This window comes from Mucilaginibacter sp. FW306-07-L, assembly GCF_058782065.1.
In genome coordinates this window covers 15,593-32,493 of sequence record NZ_JBYSXI010000002.1, presented here as the reverse complement: position 1 = coordinate 32,493, position 16,901 = coordinate 15,593, and the positions used below count along the sequence as shown (strand labels likewise).

The window sequence follows — 16,901 nt, the reverse complement described above, 5'->3', positions numbered from 1 at the left end:
TACAGAAATAATGAAAAATATAATTTTACTTATCAGTTTTGTTGCTTTATCGCTTGTGTCGTGCAAAAAAGATAATAGCCGGCCCCAGGATAATCCAAAAGGCACACCGGTTGTCAGATTTAAAGTTACACCATTTACCCAGCAGATAACTGATTTTGAAACCAGTGCTAAAGCCAATGGCTTAAAATCACAAAGCCTGGGCGATAATATAAAATTACTTTATATTGTAATATATAATAATAATGGTACCCCTGTACGTACAGTAAAACAAAACAGTACCGACAATGGATTTGGTGAATTTGAGGCTGAACTTGCCACGGGTAGTTATACAGCGGTATTTGCGGGTGGCCAAAGCGGGTTAACCTATAAAGCAACCTCGCTTAATGCCGATGTATTACAATACATCAAGAACAGTAAAGCAAGCCCGTTTGAGGATACTTTCTTTAAAAAAATACCATTTACGATAACAAATAATACACAACAAGATATATCGGTAGAATTGAAACGGATTGTAGGTAAGTTAACGCTTAACCTTCAGGCAACAGTACCGACCGGGGCACTGGTAGTTTCATGGTATTTTGAAGATAAGGCGGCTTACTCCATCGCTAATGAAGCACCATTAAATACAACTTTGAATAGTGGAGGTGATTTCAACGTTAGGCCCGGCGATACTGTACTTACTAAATCATTATTTGTGCTTGGTGTAGGGCAACCCACCATGCATAGGTTAACTTGCTATAGATACGCGCTTGATGAAACAGAACCTCACATAAATTATGCAGAGAAACGAATTGTATTAGAAAGCGAAGTAAATAAACATATCACCGTTTCCGGAAGTTTGTTTGGTAATACGTCAGGCAATACCGGCATCGGGGTTGATGTTAATGCTAACTGGGATGCTAATACAAATACCTATACTTTTTAAGTATCTTTACTAAATAAGAAAAGCGATAGGAAACTATCGCTTTTCTTATTTATAGATGTTTTTATCTTAAAATGGTGCTTCATCGTCCATATCATCCATACGGGATGGGCGAATGATAAAGTTGCTCGGGTTAGGGTTATCAAAACCTGGCGACGGCGTTAGGCCGGCAAAGGCATTATTGGCAGGCATGCCAAAATCGTTCCCTTGTTCCAGATCTTCAAACTTAACATATTTACCCACAAATCTCAAGCGTACACGGCCGGTTTCGCCGTTACGGTGCTTGGCAATGATAACCTCACCAACGCCCTGTGTAGGGTTATTATCCTCATCCACATCCAGGCCATAATACTCGGGGCGATAAAGAAACAATACCATATCCGCATCCTGCTCAATGGACCCCGATTCACGTAAATCCGAAAGCATAGGCCTTTTTGAACCACCCGGCCGGTTTTCAACCGCACGGCTCAACTGCGATAAGGCAATTACCGGTACATTCAGCTCTTTAGCTACCGATTTTAGCGCGCGTGATATGCTACCGATCTCCTGCTCACGGTTGCCGCCTTTGCCATCGCTTTTGCCATGCATTAGCTGCAGGTAATCAATAATTATCAGTTGGATATCATGCTGGGCCTTTAAGCGGCGACATTTGGCACGAAATTCAAATATGTTAAGTGCGGGTGTATCATCAATAATCAGCGTAGCCTGCTCCAGCTTACGTACCTTGCTGTGTATCTGCTCCCACTCCCAGGGCTCCAGGTTGCCCTTACGAATTTTTTCCTGCTCAATTTGTGCCTCGCCGGATATTAAACGATTAACCAATTGTACGGATGACATCTCAAGCGAGAACACAACAACAGGTTTATCAAAATCAACCGCGGCGTTGCGTGCGCAGCTTAATACAAAGGCGGTTTTACCCATCGCGGGGCGGGCCGCTATAATCACCAGGTCAGATTTTTGCCAGCCCGAGGTCATGCGGTCAAGGTCAGTAAAGCCTGATGCTACACCGGTAAGGCCATCGGTTTTATCTTTTAACGCTTCAATATCACGCAGGGCCTCGTGCATCAGGTCGTCCATTTTGCGCGAGTCGCGGCGGAGGTTGTTCTGCGCTATATCAAACAGGTTTTTTTCCGCTTTATCCAACAGATCCAGTACATCTGTAGTATCCTCATACGCGCTGTTGATTACATCCGTTGAAATACGGATCAGCTCGCGCTGGATGTATTTTTGGATAATGATACGTGCGTGGTACTCAATATTGGCCGCCGATGCTACACGATTGGTAAGCTCAGTAATATAGTAGGCGCCGCCTATCATTTCCAATTCGCCCTGTGCACGTAAATGCGCGGTAACGGTCAGGATATCAACGGGAGATGTTTTCTCAAACAGGATACGTATAGCCTGGAATATTTTCTGGTGGCTGTCTTTATAAAAAACCTCCGGTTTAAGTATGTCAATTACAGATGATAGGGCATCCTTTTCAAGCATCAGGGCACCCAATACGGCCTCCTCAAGGTCAATAGCCTGCGGCGGTAGTTTACCCAAACCGGTGTAGGTATTTCCGGCGGTAAACCGGCTCCGGCGTTCGTTAGTGTTCGGCTTATTAAACTGGTTATCGTTATCAGGGATCATAGCCTACAAAAATATACAAATAAATCTCGCATTAGCTAACATTATGCTGAAAATTGCAGCACCTAACGTTGAAAAAAAATGGTTTAGCAAGTTGTTATAATTAACACGTTATGTTAATAACGTGTTGATTACTGGTTTATGTTGTTGTGTATCAATAGTGTTGATAACTATTTAATGCTGTTAACATACCGGTGCTATACCCAAAGCGCACATCGGTTCAATAAGTGCATAATCAAATTAATATAGCTACTTTTGACCCTTAAATTTTTGCGATGGCATTTAATTCAAAACCTGTACGAGAAAGCAACCAGATGGTGTTTGGCATACGTGCCGTAATTGAGGCGATACGTGCGGGCAAGGAGATAGAATCAATATATATACAGCGCGGCATAAGCGGCGGACTGATGAGTGAGCTTAAAGGCCTGCTTAACGAATACCAGCTTACCGCGCAACAGGTGCCGGTTGAAAAACTTAACAGGCTTACACCCAAAAATCACCAGGGTGCGGTAGCCTTTATTTCGCCGATAATTTATCAAAAAATAGAGGACATTATTCCCGAGATATTTGAAAGGGGAGAAGTACCGTTGATACTGGTGCTTGACAGTATTACTGATGTACGCAATATGGGCGCTATTGCCCGTACGGCCGAATGTGCCGGTGTGCACGCTATTGTAGTGCCGGCAAAAGGTTCGGCGCAAATTAACCCGGATGCTATTAAAACTTCGGCAGGCGCGCTGTACAAAATACCGGTTTGCCGCCATGCTAATCTTTTACAAACAGTAAGATTTATACAAGAGTCGGGCCTGCAACTGGTTTGCTGTACCGAAAAAACTAACGACTATTTATACAAACCCGATTACACCGCGCCAACAGCTATCATCATGGGGTCTGAAGAAGACGGCATCCGTAACGAGATCATCCGTATATCCGACCACCTTGCCAAAATACCGATGTTTGGCGAAATAGAGTCGCTTAACGTAAGTGTATCCGCAGGCATCATTATATATGAGGCCGTAAGGCAGCGTAGCAATATGTAAGTATGAAATTCAGCCCGCTTACGCTTAAATTAGTTGTATTTGCGATCTTTCTTTTATACGCGGAAAGGTTGAATGCTCAGGATTTTTATAATGATTATCAGGCTTACTTGGATAATCATCAAATATTTGGAGCAAAGCCAGCAAAGAGAGATGTTAAAGAGCTGAAATTTTTTATTAAAAAAGCTGAGCGAACTTCCGGCAAATCATTTTTTTTAAGTGATACCATCTATATTATCAATTTTAGGCAGATCGAAAACGGACTGCAATCGACTGTAGTTTGGAACCGCTTTAACAAATGTTATTATGTGGGTTCTTTGATTGAAAATATTAATAGTAAAAAGAAAGGAAAACGTGTTGCTGTTTCAGGTGATGCGGTTTCTATTTTACAGTCATTTGCGAAAGACTTTAGATTGTCAATCGAAACGATAGACACTGCACGTTACAAAAAATTTGCGCTGGCAAATCAAGTATTAGACGGAGAAATTGTTTCTCCATTAATCGCTATTAGGACAAAGCATAGATGGCATTTTGTTGATATGGCTTTCGGTGTTTTTCAGATCAATTACATACCGTTGAATAAATAAGGCCGGTTGAATGTTCAACCGGCCTTTGCTTTTTACTAAAGCTCCCCTTTAGGGCTAGGGATTTAAATGTATTTTGCTCCAAATTTCTGTTTTACATCGGCAACAACCTGCTTTACGTTCTGCTCCTGGTCGCGCGGGCAGATCAACAGGGTATTGTTTGATTCTACTACAATGTAATCATGCAGGCCTTGTAAAATAACCAGCTTTTCATCCGGTACGTTAACCATACAGTTTGATGAATCGTACATAATTACTTTTTCAGCAGGAATAACGGCATTGCCTACGTAATCTTTGTCAGCCAGATCATAAATAGAGGCCCAGGTACCCAGGTCAGACCATCCGAACTCCGATGGCAACACATATACATTCTCAGCTTTCTCCATAATCCCGTAATCAATAGAGATATTGGTGCAGCGCTGATAAGCCGTACTTACATGCTTGCGTTCATCATCGGTGTTGTAAACCGAACGCGCATCGGCAAATATTTCAAACATATCGGGCAGGTGTTTGCCAAAAGCATTTACAATAGCCTTGGCTGACCATACAAAAATACCTGCATTCCACAAAAAGTCGCCGCTTTGCAAAAAGGTACGGGCAAGCTCCAGGTTTGGCTTCTCGGTAAAAGTTTTAACCTTATGAAAATCGTTGTCGATAACGTTATCAGTAAACTGGATATAGCCGTAACCGGTATCAGGCCTTGATGGTTTAATACCGAGGGTAACCAGGCACTGGTGAGCCGCAGCGGTTTCAAGCGATTTTTCAATAGCGCTGATAAATGCCGCTTCGTCCAGTATCAAATGGTCTGAAGGTGCAACAACAATGGAGGCATTCGGGTTAAGCGATTCTATTTTGAAACAGCCGTAAGCCACACAAGGCGCGGTGTTGCGCATAACAGGCTCGGTAAGTATCTGGTTATCGCCCATATCCGGCAATTGCTCTTTTACCAGTTCGGCATAATTTTCATTGGTAACAACGTAAATGTTCTCCTTAGGGCATACCTTCAAAAAACGGTCGTAAGTATTTTGTATGAGTGTTTTACCGGTGCCTAATATGTCAATAAATTGTTTAGGGTGGGCTGTTCTGCTTATCGGCCAAAAGCGGCTTCCGATGCCGCCTGCCATTATTATCGCGTAATAATTACTGTTCATTGAAAAGGTTGAAATATGTTAAATGTGACATGCCGCGTAAAAGTGAACAATTATTTGCAAAGTCTGCGTTAAATATTCAAATAACGGCATAGGTTTTAAAAGGCCGTAATTAACCATTTTGTTTTCAATAATTAAATCATTTTTGTATAATATTTTGGTTTGTAACTAATGATTTTACAAAATAATTTGTTATTTTGAACTTTTATTTTCAAGCACTCAACAAAATAATGATAGAGACTAAGAAGTCGCTTTTTGATAATCTTCAAAACTTTTTTGGATTCGATAATTTTAAGGGCGACCAGGAGGCAATTATTACCAATATATTAGCCGGGAGGGATACGTTTGTTATAATGCCTACAGGTGGCGGTAAATCAATGTGTTACCAGTTGCCTGCACTCATGAGCGATGGTACGGCCATCGTAATTTCACCACTAATAGCGTTAATGAAAAACCAGGTCGATCAGCTTCGTGCTTTCGGCGGGTCAGACAGCATCGCGCACTTTTTAAATTCATCCCTAACTAAGGCTGATATAGCCCGTGTAAAAGAGGATGTACTGGCGGGCAAAACCAAGCTTTTATACGTTGCCCCCGAATCATTAACCAAACAGGAAAATATCGACTTTTTGCGCCTCAACCATGTATCATTTGTAGCGGTTGACGAGGCGCATTGTATATCAGAGTGGGGGCATGATTTTCGCCCGGAATACCGCAAGATCAGGCAGGTGATCAGCAATATTGGTGATAATATTCCCATTATAGCGCTTACCGCTACGGCTACGCCAAAGGTGCAGCACGATATTCAGAAAAACCTGCAGATGAACAATGCAACGGTTTATAAATCATCATTTAACCGTACCAACCTTTTTTACGAAGTGCGTGCCAAGCGTAATGTAATAAAGGAGATTGTAAAGTTTGTAAAGCAAAATACAGGCAAATCAGGCATTATATATTGCCTGAGCCGTAAAAAGGTAGAGGAAGTGGCCGAGGTGTTAAGCCTTAACGGCGTACGCGCCCTGCCTTACCATGCCGGGCTTGATGCCAAAGTGCGTGCCGATACGCAGGATAAATTCCTGATGGAGGATGTTGACGTTATTGTGGCTACCATTGCCTTTGGTATGGGGATAGATAAACCCGATGTTCGTTACGTAATTCACCACGATGTGCCTAAGAGCATGGAAGGTTATTACCAGGAAACGGGCCGTGCCGGACGTGATGGGGGCGAAGGCGTTTGCGTATCATTTTATTCGCAAAAGGATATTGACAAGCTTCAGAAATTCATGAAGGATAAGCCGGTATCTGAACGTGAAATAGGTACGCAGATACTGAAAGAGGTGATAGATTATGCCGAATCATCCGTATGCCGCCGTAAACAGATACTGCATTATTTTGGTGAGAGTTTTGACGAAAGCAATTGCAGCAAGATGTGCGACAATTGCTGTGCGCCAAAAACACATTTTGATGCCGAAACCCACCTGCACAGGGCTTTAAGTCTTATTAAACACCTGGGTGAAAAATTTGACGACCGCTATATCATCGATATACTCATAGGTGCCGATAACCCGCAGATACGCAATTACGGCCATGATGCACTGCCTTACTTTAACTCGGGTAAAGAGGACGGCGAAAACCTGTGGAACTCGGTATTGAGGCAGGCTTTGCTTGATGATTTCCTTTCAAAGGATATTGACCAGTATGGTTTGCTGCATGTAACTGAAAAGGGCGCAGACTTTATTGATAACCCGTACAGCATCAGGTTTTTGATCAACAGGATAATTGAGTCTGCCGATGATGATGATAACGAGGATGGGCCAAAACAGGGTGGCGGCGCGCTTGATACGCAACTGCTGCAGATGCTTAAAGACCTGCGTAAAAAGATAGCCAAGCAAAAAAACCTGCCGCCGTTTGTTATCTTTCAGGATCCATCATTAGAGGAAATGTGTACGCATTACCCGGTATCTATTGATGAGTTGAAGCAAATATCAGGGGTTGGTGCGGGCAAGGCCATGAAGTTTGGCGCGCCGGTTATCGAACTTATTAAAAAATATGTAGATGACAACGATATTGACCGCCCGGTTGATATGGTTATTAAAAGTGCTGCCAATAAATCAGCGTTAAAAGTATACATCATCCAAAATATTGACAGGCACCTTAACCTGGAGGATATAGCCGCTTCAAAAGGCTTAACTTATGAGGAAATATTACGCGAGGTGGAATCCATAGTAAATTCGGGCACCAAGCTAAACCTTGATTATTATATTGATGAGGTGATAGATGAGGACAAGCAGGACGAGGTATTTGATTACTTTAAAACCGCTGAGGTTGACTCCATAGACAATGCCCTGGCAGATTTAGGCGCGGATGATTATACCTACGAAGAGGTACAGTTAATGCGCATCAAGTTCATGTCCGAACTGGGTAACTAAGCTTTAAGCGATACAATATAGCAGCGGCGGTAAATTAACCGCCGCTTTTTTTATGCCTTGAATTGTGTATAATGCTCAATTACATCAGCAGGTATGGGTATGCCACGGTTGGTATTCAGGTCAATCAGTACAAAATCAAACCAGCCATCGCAGCTTACTTTGCCGTTAGCTTTGTTTAGTATGGTGAATTTAATACGGCAGTTTTTTGCCGATACGTTTTCAATATGCGTACGCACCAAAAATGCATCGCCCATTTTAAGAGCCCTTTTATAGTTCATGTGCACGGTTTGTACCAGCCAGCCCAGGCCGCGCTCCATAAATATTTCCATGCTCATACCGTAATAAATATCCATCTGGTCATACCGGGCAGCTAAAACGTAATCAAAATACTTGCTATGTACGTGCTTGTACATATCAATATCATCGGGCCTAACTCTTAATTCTGTTTCAAAAACTTTATACATTCTTATATTATGTGTTATAGCAGCTCACTATTAATGAGCCTCGTAACTATTTTATCAAATATTGATAAAACGTTTTAGGATTAATTATATTTATCGCGGATTAATACTTTAACCATTACCAATTAAACATGAAAAAAATATTTTTACTGGCATTATTAGCTGTAGTAATATCCACCGCAAAAAGTTATTCGGGCGGTATCGATACACTAAAGAAAAACGGTTACACCTTAATTGTTTCAGGAAACGACGAAAATTTTGATAAGGAGCTTACCCAAAAGCTGATTAATACCTTTTTTATAGTTTACCCTAAACTGGCTAAAGAGTATAACAAGAACACCGATAAGGTGGTCACCTTTTTTATTGATACCGCTTATCATGGCGTTGCGGCAACCGGCGATGGCAAGGTAGTGTTCAGCGCGGAATACATGACCAGGCATAAAACTGATATTGATGTGGTAACCCACGAGGTAATGCACGTGGTACAAGGTTATGGCGATACCAACGGCCCGTGGTGGGTAACAGAAGGTATTGCCGATTATGCCCGCTACAAATTTGGCGTAGCCAACGCGGCAGGTAACTGGACACTGCCGGACTACAAGGCAACCCAAAACTTTGATAACAGCTACCGCATTACCGCACGCTTTTTAGCCTGGATAGAAGCTAAGGTAAAAAAAGGTACGGTGAAAAAACTGGACGATGTAATGCGCAGGCATGCCTACACTGATAATACCTGGAAAGATATCACAGGTTACACTGTAGAAGATCTGTGGAAGAAATACGCGGAGAACCCCGCTATCTAATTAGCGTCGGAATTAATTGATAAATGAAGAAGGAGCGATATTAATCGCTCCTTCTTCATTTATACTGATATAGTTTTGATTTAATGACAAACAGGTTGACTTATAACGCGCCTTCAATCAGCATACCATAAAAATCGCCTACCTGCATGCCCATGGAACGCACCTGTTGCGGTATCAGGCTGTTGGCGCTTTGGCCGGGTGTGGTGTTTACTTCAATGAAATAAAAATCGCCGGTGCCCTCCTGTATAATAAAATCAATACGCACCATGCCGCGGCAGTTAAGGCGGCTATAAACATCTTTTACAATGCTTGCTACCAATTCATTTTGTTCGCTGGTCAGGTCGGCAGGGGTAACCTCGTTGGTAACGCCGGGCGTATATTTGGCTTCGTAATCAAAAAAGTCCTTTGAGCTGATGATCTCCGTAGCAGGCAGCACGGTTACTTTGCCATTCAAGCGTGCAATACCAATGCTAAATTCACGGCCCTGTATAAATTCCTCGATCAGGATCTGGTCATCCTCATGAAAAGCTTTTTCTAACGCGGCCGGTAACGCGGCGGCGTTATACACTTTGCTCATGCCCACACTGCTGCCGCCATTATTTGGCTTGATAAACAGCGGAAACTTTAAGGTAGCTGCAATGGTAGCCACATCATGCGCGTCGTTTTTTAATAATTTGATAGAACGGGCGGTATGCAAGTCATGTATGCCCTGAACCAAGGTTTTGGTGTAAGCCTTGTTCATGGATATGGCTGATGTGGTGGCATCGCAGGTGTTGTATGGCACGCCGATCATATCCAGGTAGCCCTGCATCTTGCCATCCTCGCCGGGCGTACCGTGTATGGTGATGAAAGCGAAATCAAACTTAATTTTATCGCCGTTTAAGGTAATACTAAAGTCGTTCTTGTCAACATCCACATTGCCGTTATGGGTTTCATGCAGCCAACGGTTTTTATCAACCAAAATGGTATAAACTTTATACTTTTCCGGGTCGAGATTAGCCGCTATGTTTTTAGCGCTGTTGATAGAAACTTCATATTCGCCGGTATATCCGCCGGCTAAAAGGGCGATGTTTTTTGCTGACATAGGGTCAAATATAAGTTTTTAGCTGATACCTGCAGGTGCATTAAAAATACAAAAATGCAGGGTTAGGCAAGGCTGTTTTGTAAGCTCGGATTATCAGCCACTTGGGCGGCGATTCGTGCTTGTGCTTCCTTAATTAAAATATTTCACCTATGTTTGATAGCTAATAGCTACCCCTGCTTACAACATGAGTAAATTTGGTGCATACATAAAATCTGCCTCTTTCGGTAAAACAATATTATTCGCGGCGGCCGCCATTCTGGCCGTTGTGCTGATAGCCTTTTTTAGTTTGAGTTATTATACCCGCCATGGTTCGGGCATACCGGTGCCTAAGCTGAAAGGTATGAATATCGACCGTGCCATCAGCCTGCTTGAAGAGCAGGGTTTTGAGTATAAAATTGATTCGGCCTACATAGGTGATCAGCCTCCGGGTACTGTAATTGAGCAGGACCCTGACCCGGAAACCAATGTTAAAGAGGGTAGGGTGATCTACCTCACCATAGTTACTACGCAAGCCCCGATGGTATCACTGCCGGACATGGAGCAGAACAACTACCGGGAGGCTTTAGCTACACTGGCGAATTACGGCTTGAAACTGGGCGATACCAGTTACCGCTCAGACATTGCCCGCGACCGTGTGCTGGAGATACGTTTTGGCGGCAAGGTAATAACGCCGGGTACAAAGTTACCAAAAGGCTCATCGGTTGACCTGGTGCTGGGCGATGGCCAGGGCGCGAGCGAGGTTGATATTCCCGATCTGCTTAACCAGGATCTGGATGCCGCACGTTTCGCCATTAAAGGCGCGGGGCTTTCATTGGGTACGGTTACTTATGAGGGTACTATAACCGATTCATCAAACGTTATTATTGTGTCGCAATCACCTATGCCTACTGATTCGGCCTCGAAAACAAGTATAGGTACGCGTATTAATGTAACGGTATCGCAAGGTACAGCAACACCACTGCCACCTGATGAGCAAAACCAAAATTAGTGCTGCCGAGTTGCTGGAACTGATTAACAACGGCCCGCAACCCACTATAATTGATGTGCGGGAGAGGATGGAATATCATACCCATAACATTGGCGGTATTAATGTGCCCCTGGCGCAACTGCCGGCGTATTTGGAAGAAGCCGAACACAACAAAACCGACGAGATTGTTGTTGTGTGCAAAGCCGGGCTAAGAAGCCGCACCGCGCAGGTGTTATTACAGCAGCAAGGCTACACAAACGTATTGAACTTAACCGGCGGATTGATCGCCATTCAAAAAATAAATAATTCGTTATAAATAAAATGGATCAGCAGCAAAAACCTGCATCGGGCAAGTTTAAAAAATTCATTATCGCTTTTATAGTCATCGTCGTTATCGGCCTCAGCGTAACAGGTGTTTTTTATTACCTGCGCTTTTTTGGCCCCAACGTAACTGATGAGCAGGAGTACCTGTACATAAAAACCGGCTCAAACTTTAATGATGTTTACAATACCATTAAAGAGCAGCATATTGTTAAGGATACCTTCGCGTTTGCTTCAACAGCCCAAAGTATGGATTACCCGGCCAAGGTAAAGCCTGGCAAATACCGCTTAAAAGGGGGAATGGGTAACCGTGCCTTCATCAATATGTTAAAGGCCGGCAACCAGGAAGCCGTAAAACTAACCATACGTAATATCAGGCTCAAAAATCAGTTCGCGGCATTTGTATCCAAACAGTTGGAGCCTGACTCTACAACGATCATCAGCCTGTTGGATTCAGCTAAATATGTTGAAAAATTCGGCCTGAACACGGACAATGTTTACGTAATGTTTTTGCCCAATACCTACGAGTTTTACTGGAATATATCTGCCGATAAATTTTTGGATAAGATGTATGGCTACTACAACGAATTTTGGACACCCGAACGCAAAGCCAAAGCGCAGGCGCTGAACCTTACACCGGCACAGGTATCCATATTAGCCTCAATTGTTGATTGGGAAGCTATGTATGATGATGAGATGCCTGCTATTGCCGGTTTATACCTTAACAGGTTACGTATGGGCAAAAAATTACAGGCCGACCCGACAGTGATCTTCGCTACGGGCGATTTTACCATCAAGCGTGTGCTTAACCGCCATTTGGTTACCAATTCGGCATATAACACTTACCTGCACGAGGGATTGCCTCCGGGCCCGGTTATGATGCCGTCTGTAAACGCGATTAAGGCGGTGCTTGATCCGTTGAAGAGCGATTATATTTACATGTGCGCCAAAGAAGATTTTTCCGGCTATCATAACTTCGCGGTTACCGAGGCAGAGCACTTAAAGAACGCGCGCAGGTTTCAGCAGGCGCTTAACGAAAGAAACATCAAGAAATAATGTTTGAGCACTCCACCAAAATACGTGTACGCTATGGTGAAACAGACCAGATGGGTTACGTTTACTATGGCAACTATGCCGGGTTTTATGAGGTTGGCAGGGTAGATATGCTGCGCTCGCTGGGCATGACGTACCGTAATATGGAAGAAACCGGTATAATGATGCCCGTGCTCGAGATGAAATGCAAGTACTTAAAACCGGCATTGTATGATGAGGAACTGACCATACGCGTTATTATGGACAAGCTGCCTGCTGTAAAAATGCATTTTAGGTACGAGTTGTTTAATGAGAAACAGGAATTGATTAATGTTGGCGAAACATTGCTTGTGTTTGTTAACATGAAAACCGGCAGGCCTTGTATGGCACCTGCCGAATTAATTGAAAAGACCAGGCCGTATTTTGAGTAGCTTTGAGTAAATGGAGTGGCTGCACAACTTTTTATTCCGCTTTGCATTTTACCGCAGGTTTATTGATTGGACAAAAACACTCATTCTACCCGGTTTTCGTCCGCTGCCGTTATATACCGTAGTCGTTTTTTTTATATTGGAGATCAAGCAGGGGTCGTTAGGCAACCGTGCATCATCATTAGCTTACAGCTTTATGCTGGCTATTTTTCCGGCACTGATCTTTCTCGTATCAATGATCCCGTTCATACCCGTTATTATCCCTTATATCCCCGAATATAAGTTCCAGCGGGAGTTGTTATCCATATTTAAACTTATACTGCCTGACGATGCCTATCAGGCCTTTAAACTCACACTGGTTGACCTAGTGAAGAACCGTAACGGTGGGTTGCTTTCCTTCGGTTTCTTTTCGGCACTGTATTTCGCCACAAACGGCATTAACAACCTGATGCGGGCGTTTAATAAATCATCCTTACAGTTAGAAACCCGCACCTGGTTAAAGCGCCGCTGGACAGCCCTTTTGCTAACGCTTGTTTTAAGCTTCGCGATGTTTTTCGCGATCATATTGATGATAGCGGGGCAATCGGTAATCAGCTTTTTACAGGAGCATATTTACAGCACAAGCAATTTTTGGTCATACATCATAGCCTTTTCAAGATGGATCATCATCGTGGTCATCTTTTTTGTAACCCTTGGCGTGCTGTACCGCTATGGGCCGGCACATAAACAACGCTGGAAATTTATTAACCCCGGCTCGGTACTGGCAACATTTTTAGGGCTGCTTATATCCATAGGCTTCGCTTACTACATCAATAACTTTTCGGCCTACAACAAGGTGTACGGATCTATCGGCACTTTGATCGTTATCATGATCTGGATGTACCTTAATTCACTTGTTGTGCTTATCGGCTTTGAATTAAATGCCAGTGTCGACCTCTCTAAACGTAATATTAAGATCGTAAAGCCCCTTTATAACACATTTAGAGACGCGGTTAACAAGCCAAATGAAAATTAATCTGCTTGGTTATCAAAGTGTTTAATCAAAATGCTGATTTTTTAAGGAAAATTTAACATTGAAATTTGGCAATTCAAGCCGGTTTTGTACTTTTGCCCCCGGAGAGCTGGCAGAGTGGTCGATTGCGGCAGTCTTGAAAACTGTTGACTGTAACAGGTCCTGGGGTTCGAATCCCTAGCTCTCCGCAGACAAAGTATATCAAAATTTAAAACGCCTCGGGTTATTAACCTGAGGCGTTTCTGTTTACTGGCAATACCGGTAGGGACTGTACATGCGGATACAGATACTCATCTGACGCACGGAATTAAACGTATGGATGCTTACGATTGCTCCGTTGTAATAAAATTAGCAGGATAACATAAGCGGTTAAGATAATTTCAGGAATTTCCTCATAAAAAAACCACTTATTTAATCGAATTAAATAAGTGGTTACTAAAATTATTATTGCAATTAGCGTTGCCTTAGATCAGCTTACATCTTCAAAAACCTTTTCGTTCTCTCTGAAGTATCAGCCTATTTAACGTTAGCATTGGTTATCAGGTGAGGGTACAAACTACAAGGTAGAAATCGCTTTATTCGCATCGCCCACTCCCCAATTGGTTCCGGGTTTAGGTCCCATCGTAATTTCCAATACACCACCGTTCATAATATCAGTATGTTTAAAGTAGGTTTTTGTATAGTTAACGCCATTAAGTTTCATGGCATTGATGTACTTATTCTCGGGGTTATTGTTTTTTACTTTAACGCTGAATGTTTTGTTTTTGCCTAACATTATTGTAGCCTCATTAACAGTCGGGCTGCCAAACACATAATACCCATTTGCCGGATTAACGGGAAAAAAGCCTAAGGCTGATAAAACGTACCATGCTGACATCTCGCCAACATCCTCATTGCCAATAATGCCGTCAACTTTGTCGGTGTAAAAGTTGTTTAAGATGAACCTGACCCTCTCAGCGGTTTTCCATGGTTGGCCGGAGTAGTCATACAAATAAGCCATGGAATGCCCCGGCTCGTTACCATGTGCATACTGGCCTATTAATCCGGATACGTCCGGCGATTTTGATTCACCCATGTCACCTTCGGCAGTGAATAATGAATCGAGCTTTTTGTTGAACTTGGTTTCACCGCCTAATAAGTTAATCATGCCCTCCACATCATGCGGTATCATAAAAGTATATTCCCAACCATTGCCCTCGCTAAAATCACCATGCTCATGTATGGATATAAAGGGACTATAAGGGGTACGCCACTGGTTTTCGGACAGCCGGCCGCGCATAAATCCGGCTCTTGAATCGTAATAATTTTTATAATATCCGGCACGCTTGCTAAAATAAGCGTAATCATCTTGTTTGCCCATTTTTTTGGCTACCTGTGCTACACACCAATCATCAATAGCGTATTCCAGCCCTTTTGAAACAGACTCCGCTACGCTGTCGGCAGGAATATAGCCGATACTTTTTACAAATTTAAGGCCCCTGGCATCATCCATGGCGGTAGCTTTCAGGGCTTCGTATGCCAGGTTGGTATCAAAACCTTTGTAACCTTTTAACACGGCATCGGCAACAACCGGAAGCGCGCTGTTTCCCGGCATGGTATTGGTTTCGTTGGCCATGAGGTGCCAAACTGGCAATGTACCTTGTTGTTGATAAATGGCTAACATGGAATTGATCATATTATTCACATGCCCGGGCTGAATAATGGTGAAGAGTGGGTTATTTGCCCTATAGGTATCCCATAAAGAAAAGGTGGTTACGTTGTTAAAACCTGCATTTTTATAAACCTTTTTGTCTGTGCCCCAATAGTCGCCGTTTACATCATTAAAAATGGATGGCGCGATCATGGTATGATACAGGGCGGTATAGAATTTTTTTAATTGGGCTAACGAATCAGTTTTGATATTGATCTTGGCTAATTGCACATTCCAGGCTTTATCAGCATTTTTAATTACCTTGTTAAAGTCCCATCCCGGAATTTCGGCTTTAATATTCAGCATAGCATTGGCTGAACTTACCGGCGAAATACCAACTTTAACATAAACTATCTCGTTGTTTGCTGTTTCAAAGGTTAGCACTCCTTTAACTTTTTTACCCCTGAGTTCTGTATTTTGCTTGTTTTCGGCATCGTCATATACAGCAAAGTGTTTTATGGGTTTCGAAAAGACTGCAGTAAAATATATACGTTGCGCTTCAGCCCAGCCATTTGAAAAGCGATAGCCCTCGATCGTGTTCTTATCAACCTGTTTAATATAAGTATCTGCCGATTCGTCCCATCCAATTCCCTCTTTGAGGTCAATAACAATGTGCGCGCTCTTTGAAGCAGGAAAGGTGTATTTATGCATGCCTACGCGTGTAGTTGACGTAAGCTCGACACCGATGTTGTATCGTTTTAACTTAACTTTATAATAACCGGGCTTAACCACCTCATCATTATGGCTAAACGTAGAAGTGTAACCGCTTTGAAGGTTTTCCATTGTGCCCTTGGTTACTTTAATGTCGCCGGTTGTTGGCATAAATGATAGGTCACCAAGATCTCCGATACCCGTACCGCTAAGATGGGTATGCTGAAAACCGATAATGGTGGAATCGGAAAAGTTATAGCCGGAAGACCAGTCCCAGCCTTCAGACATGTTGGTTGGCCCTAATTGAACCGCGCCAAACGGTACACTGGCACCCACAAATACGTGCCCGTGTGAGCCGGAACCAATATACGGATCGACATACTTAGTGAAATTCGCATCGGCCCGCTTATTAGTTTGACTAAACAAGTTGGATGTTAAAATTGCCAGCATTGCAGCCGTACAAATAAGATTTTTCATATTTAATTAATTGGTTTTGCTAAGGAATATTGATGCCGACTGTTATAATGGAAACTCATTAATAACAATCAATGCCAACAATATCAGGCCAATGCCTTCTATTTTACCAAATGTATAAATTATGTAAATCAGCACCATCCTGCACTGTCTTGCCAATGGAAAGTAATACAGCCCTGAATCAGGGTAGCATCGGTACAATACATCTCAATGTAAGGTTTAGGGGTTAGAT

Annotated in this window: 15 protein-coding genes and 1 tRNA gene; 11 read left to right on the top strand and 5 right to left on the bottom strand. The window is 42.8% G+C overall.

Translation table 11 applies throughout. The annotated features are described in order from the left end of the window. Positions 1 to 10: 10 nt before the first annotated feature. On the top strand, positions 11 to 925 hold the full coding sequence (locus tag AC3WJC_RS10330; protein ID WP_492399021.1) for a FimB/Mfa2 family fimbrial subunit: 915 nt from the start codon (positions 11 to 13) through the stop codon (positions 923 to 925). A gap of 66 nt (positions 926 to 991) precedes the next feature. Here AC3WJC_RS10330 and dnaB read toward each other — a convergent pair whose 3' ends face one another. Continuing rightward, positions 992 to 2,554 (bottom strand): replicative DNA helicase, encoded by a 1,563-nt coding sequence (gene dnaB, locus AC3WJC_RS10325; RefSeq protein ID WP_492399020.1) that lies wholly within the window; start codon positions 2,552 to 2,554, stop codon positions 992 to 994. A 272-nt stretch (positions 2,555 to 2,826) separates the two neighbouring features. On the opposite strand from dnaB, the gene rlmB reads away from it, so the two are divergent. Next, positions 2,827 to 3,591: a 23S rRNA (guanosine(2251)-2'-O)-methyltransferase RlmB gene (gene rlmB, locus AC3WJC_RS10320; RefSeq protein ID WP_492399019.1), complete on the top strand. Its 765-nt coding sequence runs from the start codon at positions 2,827 to 2,829 to the stop codon at positions 3,589 to 3,591. Between the two features lie 2 nt (positions 3,592 to 3,593). Continuing rightward, on the top strand, positions 3,594 to 4,175 hold the full coding sequence (locus AC3WJC_RS10315) for a hypothetical protein (protein ID WP_492399018.1): 582 nt from the start codon (positions 3,594 to 3,596) through the stop codon (positions 4,173 to 4,175). Between the two features lie 62 nt (positions 4,176 to 4,237). Here the strand turns inward: AC3WJC_RS10315 and AC3WJC_RS10310 are convergent, their stop codons facing one another. Then, a complete protein-coding gene (locus tag AC3WJC_RS10310) occupies positions 4,238 to 5,323 on the bottom strand; it encodes a mannose-1-phosphate guanylyltransferase (RefSeq protein WP_492399017.1) in 1,086 nt (361 codons plus the stop codon). A 230-nt stretch (positions 5,324 to 5,553) separates the two neighbouring features. Between AC3WJC_RS10310 and recQ the strand changes: the two genes are divergently transcribed. Further along, the gene (gene recQ / locus AC3WJC_RS10305) at positions 5,554 to 7,746 is read left to right on the top strand and encodes a DNA helicase RecQ (RefSeq protein ID WP_492399911.1); all 2,193 of its coding nucleotides are present in this window, start codon (positions 5,554 to 5,556) and stop codon (positions 7,744 to 7,746) included. A gap of 50 nt (positions 7,747 to 7,796) precedes the next feature. Here the strand turns inward: recQ and AC3WJC_RS10300 are convergent, their stop codons facing one another. Further along, positions 7,797 to 8,210 (bottom strand): acyl-CoA thioesterase, encoded by a 414-nt coding sequence (locus tag AC3WJC_RS10300; protein WP_492399016.1) that lies wholly within the window; start codon positions 8,208 to 8,210, stop codon positions 7,797 to 7,799. A 128-nt stretch (positions 8,211 to 8,338) separates the two neighbouring features. Between AC3WJC_RS10300 and AC3WJC_RS10295 the strand changes: the two genes are divergently transcribed. Further along, positions 8,339 to 9,010, top strand: coding sequence for a basic secretory protein-like protein (locus tag AC3WJC_RS10295; protein ID WP_492399015.1), 672 nt, complete (start codon positions 8,339 to 8,341; stop codon positions 9,008 to 9,010). Positions 9,011 to 9,110: 100 nt separating this feature from the next. Here AC3WJC_RS10295 and AC3WJC_RS10290 read toward each other — a convergent pair whose 3' ends face one another. Then, a complete protein-coding gene (locus AC3WJC_RS10290; protein WP_492399014.1) occupies positions 9,111 to 10,094 on the bottom strand; it encodes a D-alanine--D-alanine ligase in 984 nt (327 codons plus the stop codon). Positions 10,095 to 10,278: 184 nt separating this feature from the next. Between AC3WJC_RS10290 and AC3WJC_RS10285 the strand changes: the two genes are divergently transcribed. The 6 genes from AC3WJC_RS10285 (at position 10,279) to AC3WJC_RS10260 (ending at position 14,042) form a co-directional block, all read left to right on the top strand. Next, positions 10,279 to 11,082, top strand: coding sequence for a PASTA domain-containing protein (locus tag AC3WJC_RS10285; RefSeq protein WP_492399013.1), 804 nt, complete (start codon positions 10,279 to 10,281; stop codon positions 11,080 to 11,082). Next, on the top strand, positions 11,063 to 11,377 hold the full coding sequence (locus AC3WJC_RS10280) for a rhodanese-like domain-containing protein (RefSeq protein ID WP_492399012.1): 315 nt from the start codon (positions 11,063 to 11,065) through the stop codon (positions 11,375 to 11,377). Before AC3WJC_RS10285 ends, AC3WJC_RS10280 begins: the two co-directional genes overlap by 20 nt. Positions 11,378 to 11,382: 5 nt before the next feature. Next, on the top strand, positions 11,383 to 12,438 hold the full coding sequence (gene mltG, locus AC3WJC_RS10275; RefSeq protein WP_492399011.1) for an endolytic transglycosylase MltG: 1,056 nt from the start codon (positions 11,383 to 11,385) through the stop codon (positions 12,436 to 12,438). Further along, complete coding sequence (locus AC3WJC_RS10270) at positions 12,438 to 12,845, top strand: acyl-CoA thioesterase (protein WP_492399010.1); 408 nt, start codon at positions 12,438 to 12,440, stop codon at positions 12,843 to 12,845. The genes mltG and AC3WJC_RS10270 overlap by 1 nt, the downstream gene beginning before the upstream one ends. A 10-nt stretch (positions 12,846 to 12,855) precedes the next feature. Beyond that, entirely contained in the window at positions 12,856 to 13,857 is a 1,002-nt protein-coding gene (locus AC3WJC_RS10265; RefSeq protein ID WP_492399009.1) for a YihY/virulence factor BrkB family protein, read from the top strand. A 100-nt stretch (positions 13,858 to 13,957) separates the two neighbouring features. Further along, positions 13,958 to 14,042, top strand: a tRNA-Ser gene (locus tag AC3WJC_RS10260). A 368-nt stretch (positions 14,043 to 14,410) separates the two neighbouring features. Here AC3WJC_RS10260 and AC3WJC_RS10255 read toward each other — a convergent pair. Then, positions 14,411 to 16,672, bottom strand: a complete 2,262-nt coding sequence (locus tag AC3WJC_RS10255; RefSeq protein WP_492399008.1) for a GH92 family glycosyl hydrolase — start codon at positions 16,670 to 16,672, stop codon at positions 14,411 to 14,413. Between the last annotated feature and the right edge of the window lie 229 nt (positions 16,673 to 16,901).

Bases quoted from the DNA above. Each gene is read 5' to 3' on its own strand.
- AC3WJC_RS10330 (WP_492399021.1), top strand. From the start codon at position 11: ATGAAAAATATAATTTTACTTATCAGTTTTGTTGCTTTATCGCTTGTG.
- dnaB (WP_492399020.1), bottom strand. From the start codon at position 2,554: ATGATCCCTGATAACGATAACCAGTTTAATAAGCCGAACACTAACGAA.
- rlmB (WP_492399019.1), top strand. From the start codon at position 2,827: ATGGCATTTAATTCAAAACCTGTACGAGAAAGCAACCAGATGGTGTTT.
- AC3WJC_RS10315 (WP_492399018.1), top strand. From the start codon at position 3,594: ATGAAATTCAGCCCGCTTACGCTTAAATTAGTTGTATTTGCGATCTTT.
- AC3WJC_RS10310 (WP_492399017.1), bottom strand. From the start codon at position 5,323: ATGAACAGTAATTATTACGCGATAATAATGGCAGGCGGCATCGGAAGC.
- AC3WJC_RS10300 (WP_492399016.1), bottom strand. From the start codon at position 8,210: ATGTATAAAGTTTTTGAAACAGAATTAAGAGTTAGGCCCGATGATATT.
- AC3WJC_RS10295 (WP_492399015.1), top strand. From the start codon at position 8,339: ATGAAAAAAATATTTTTACTGGCATTATTAGCTGTAGTAATATCCACC.
- AC3WJC_RS10290 (WP_492399014.1), bottom strand. From the start codon at position 10,094: ATGTCAGCAAAAAACATCGCCCTTTTAGCCGGCGGATATACCGGCGAA.
- AC3WJC_RS10285 (WP_492399013.1), top strand. From the start codon at position 10,279: ATGAGTAAATTTGGTGCATACATAAAATCTGCCTCTTTCGGTAAAACA.
- AC3WJC_RS10280 (WP_492399012.1), top strand. From the start codon at position 11,063: ATGAGCAAAACCAAAATTAGTGCTGCCGAGTTGCTGGAACTGATTAAC.
- mltG (WP_492399011.1), top strand. From the start codon at position 11,383: ATGGATCAGCAGCAAAAACCTGCATCGGGCAAGTTTAAAAAATTCATT.
- AC3WJC_RS10270 (WP_492399010.1), top strand. From the start codon at position 12,438: ATGTTTGAGCACTCCACCAAAATACGTGTACGCTATGGTGAAACAGAC.
- AC3WJC_RS10265 (WP_492399009.1), top strand. From the start codon at position 12,856: ATGGAGTGGCTGCACAACTTTTTATTCCGCTTTGCATTTTACCGCAGG.
- AC3WJC_RS10255 (WP_492399008.1), bottom strand. From the start codon at position 16,672: ATGAAAAATCTTATTTGTACGGCTGCAATGCTGGCAATTTTAACATCC.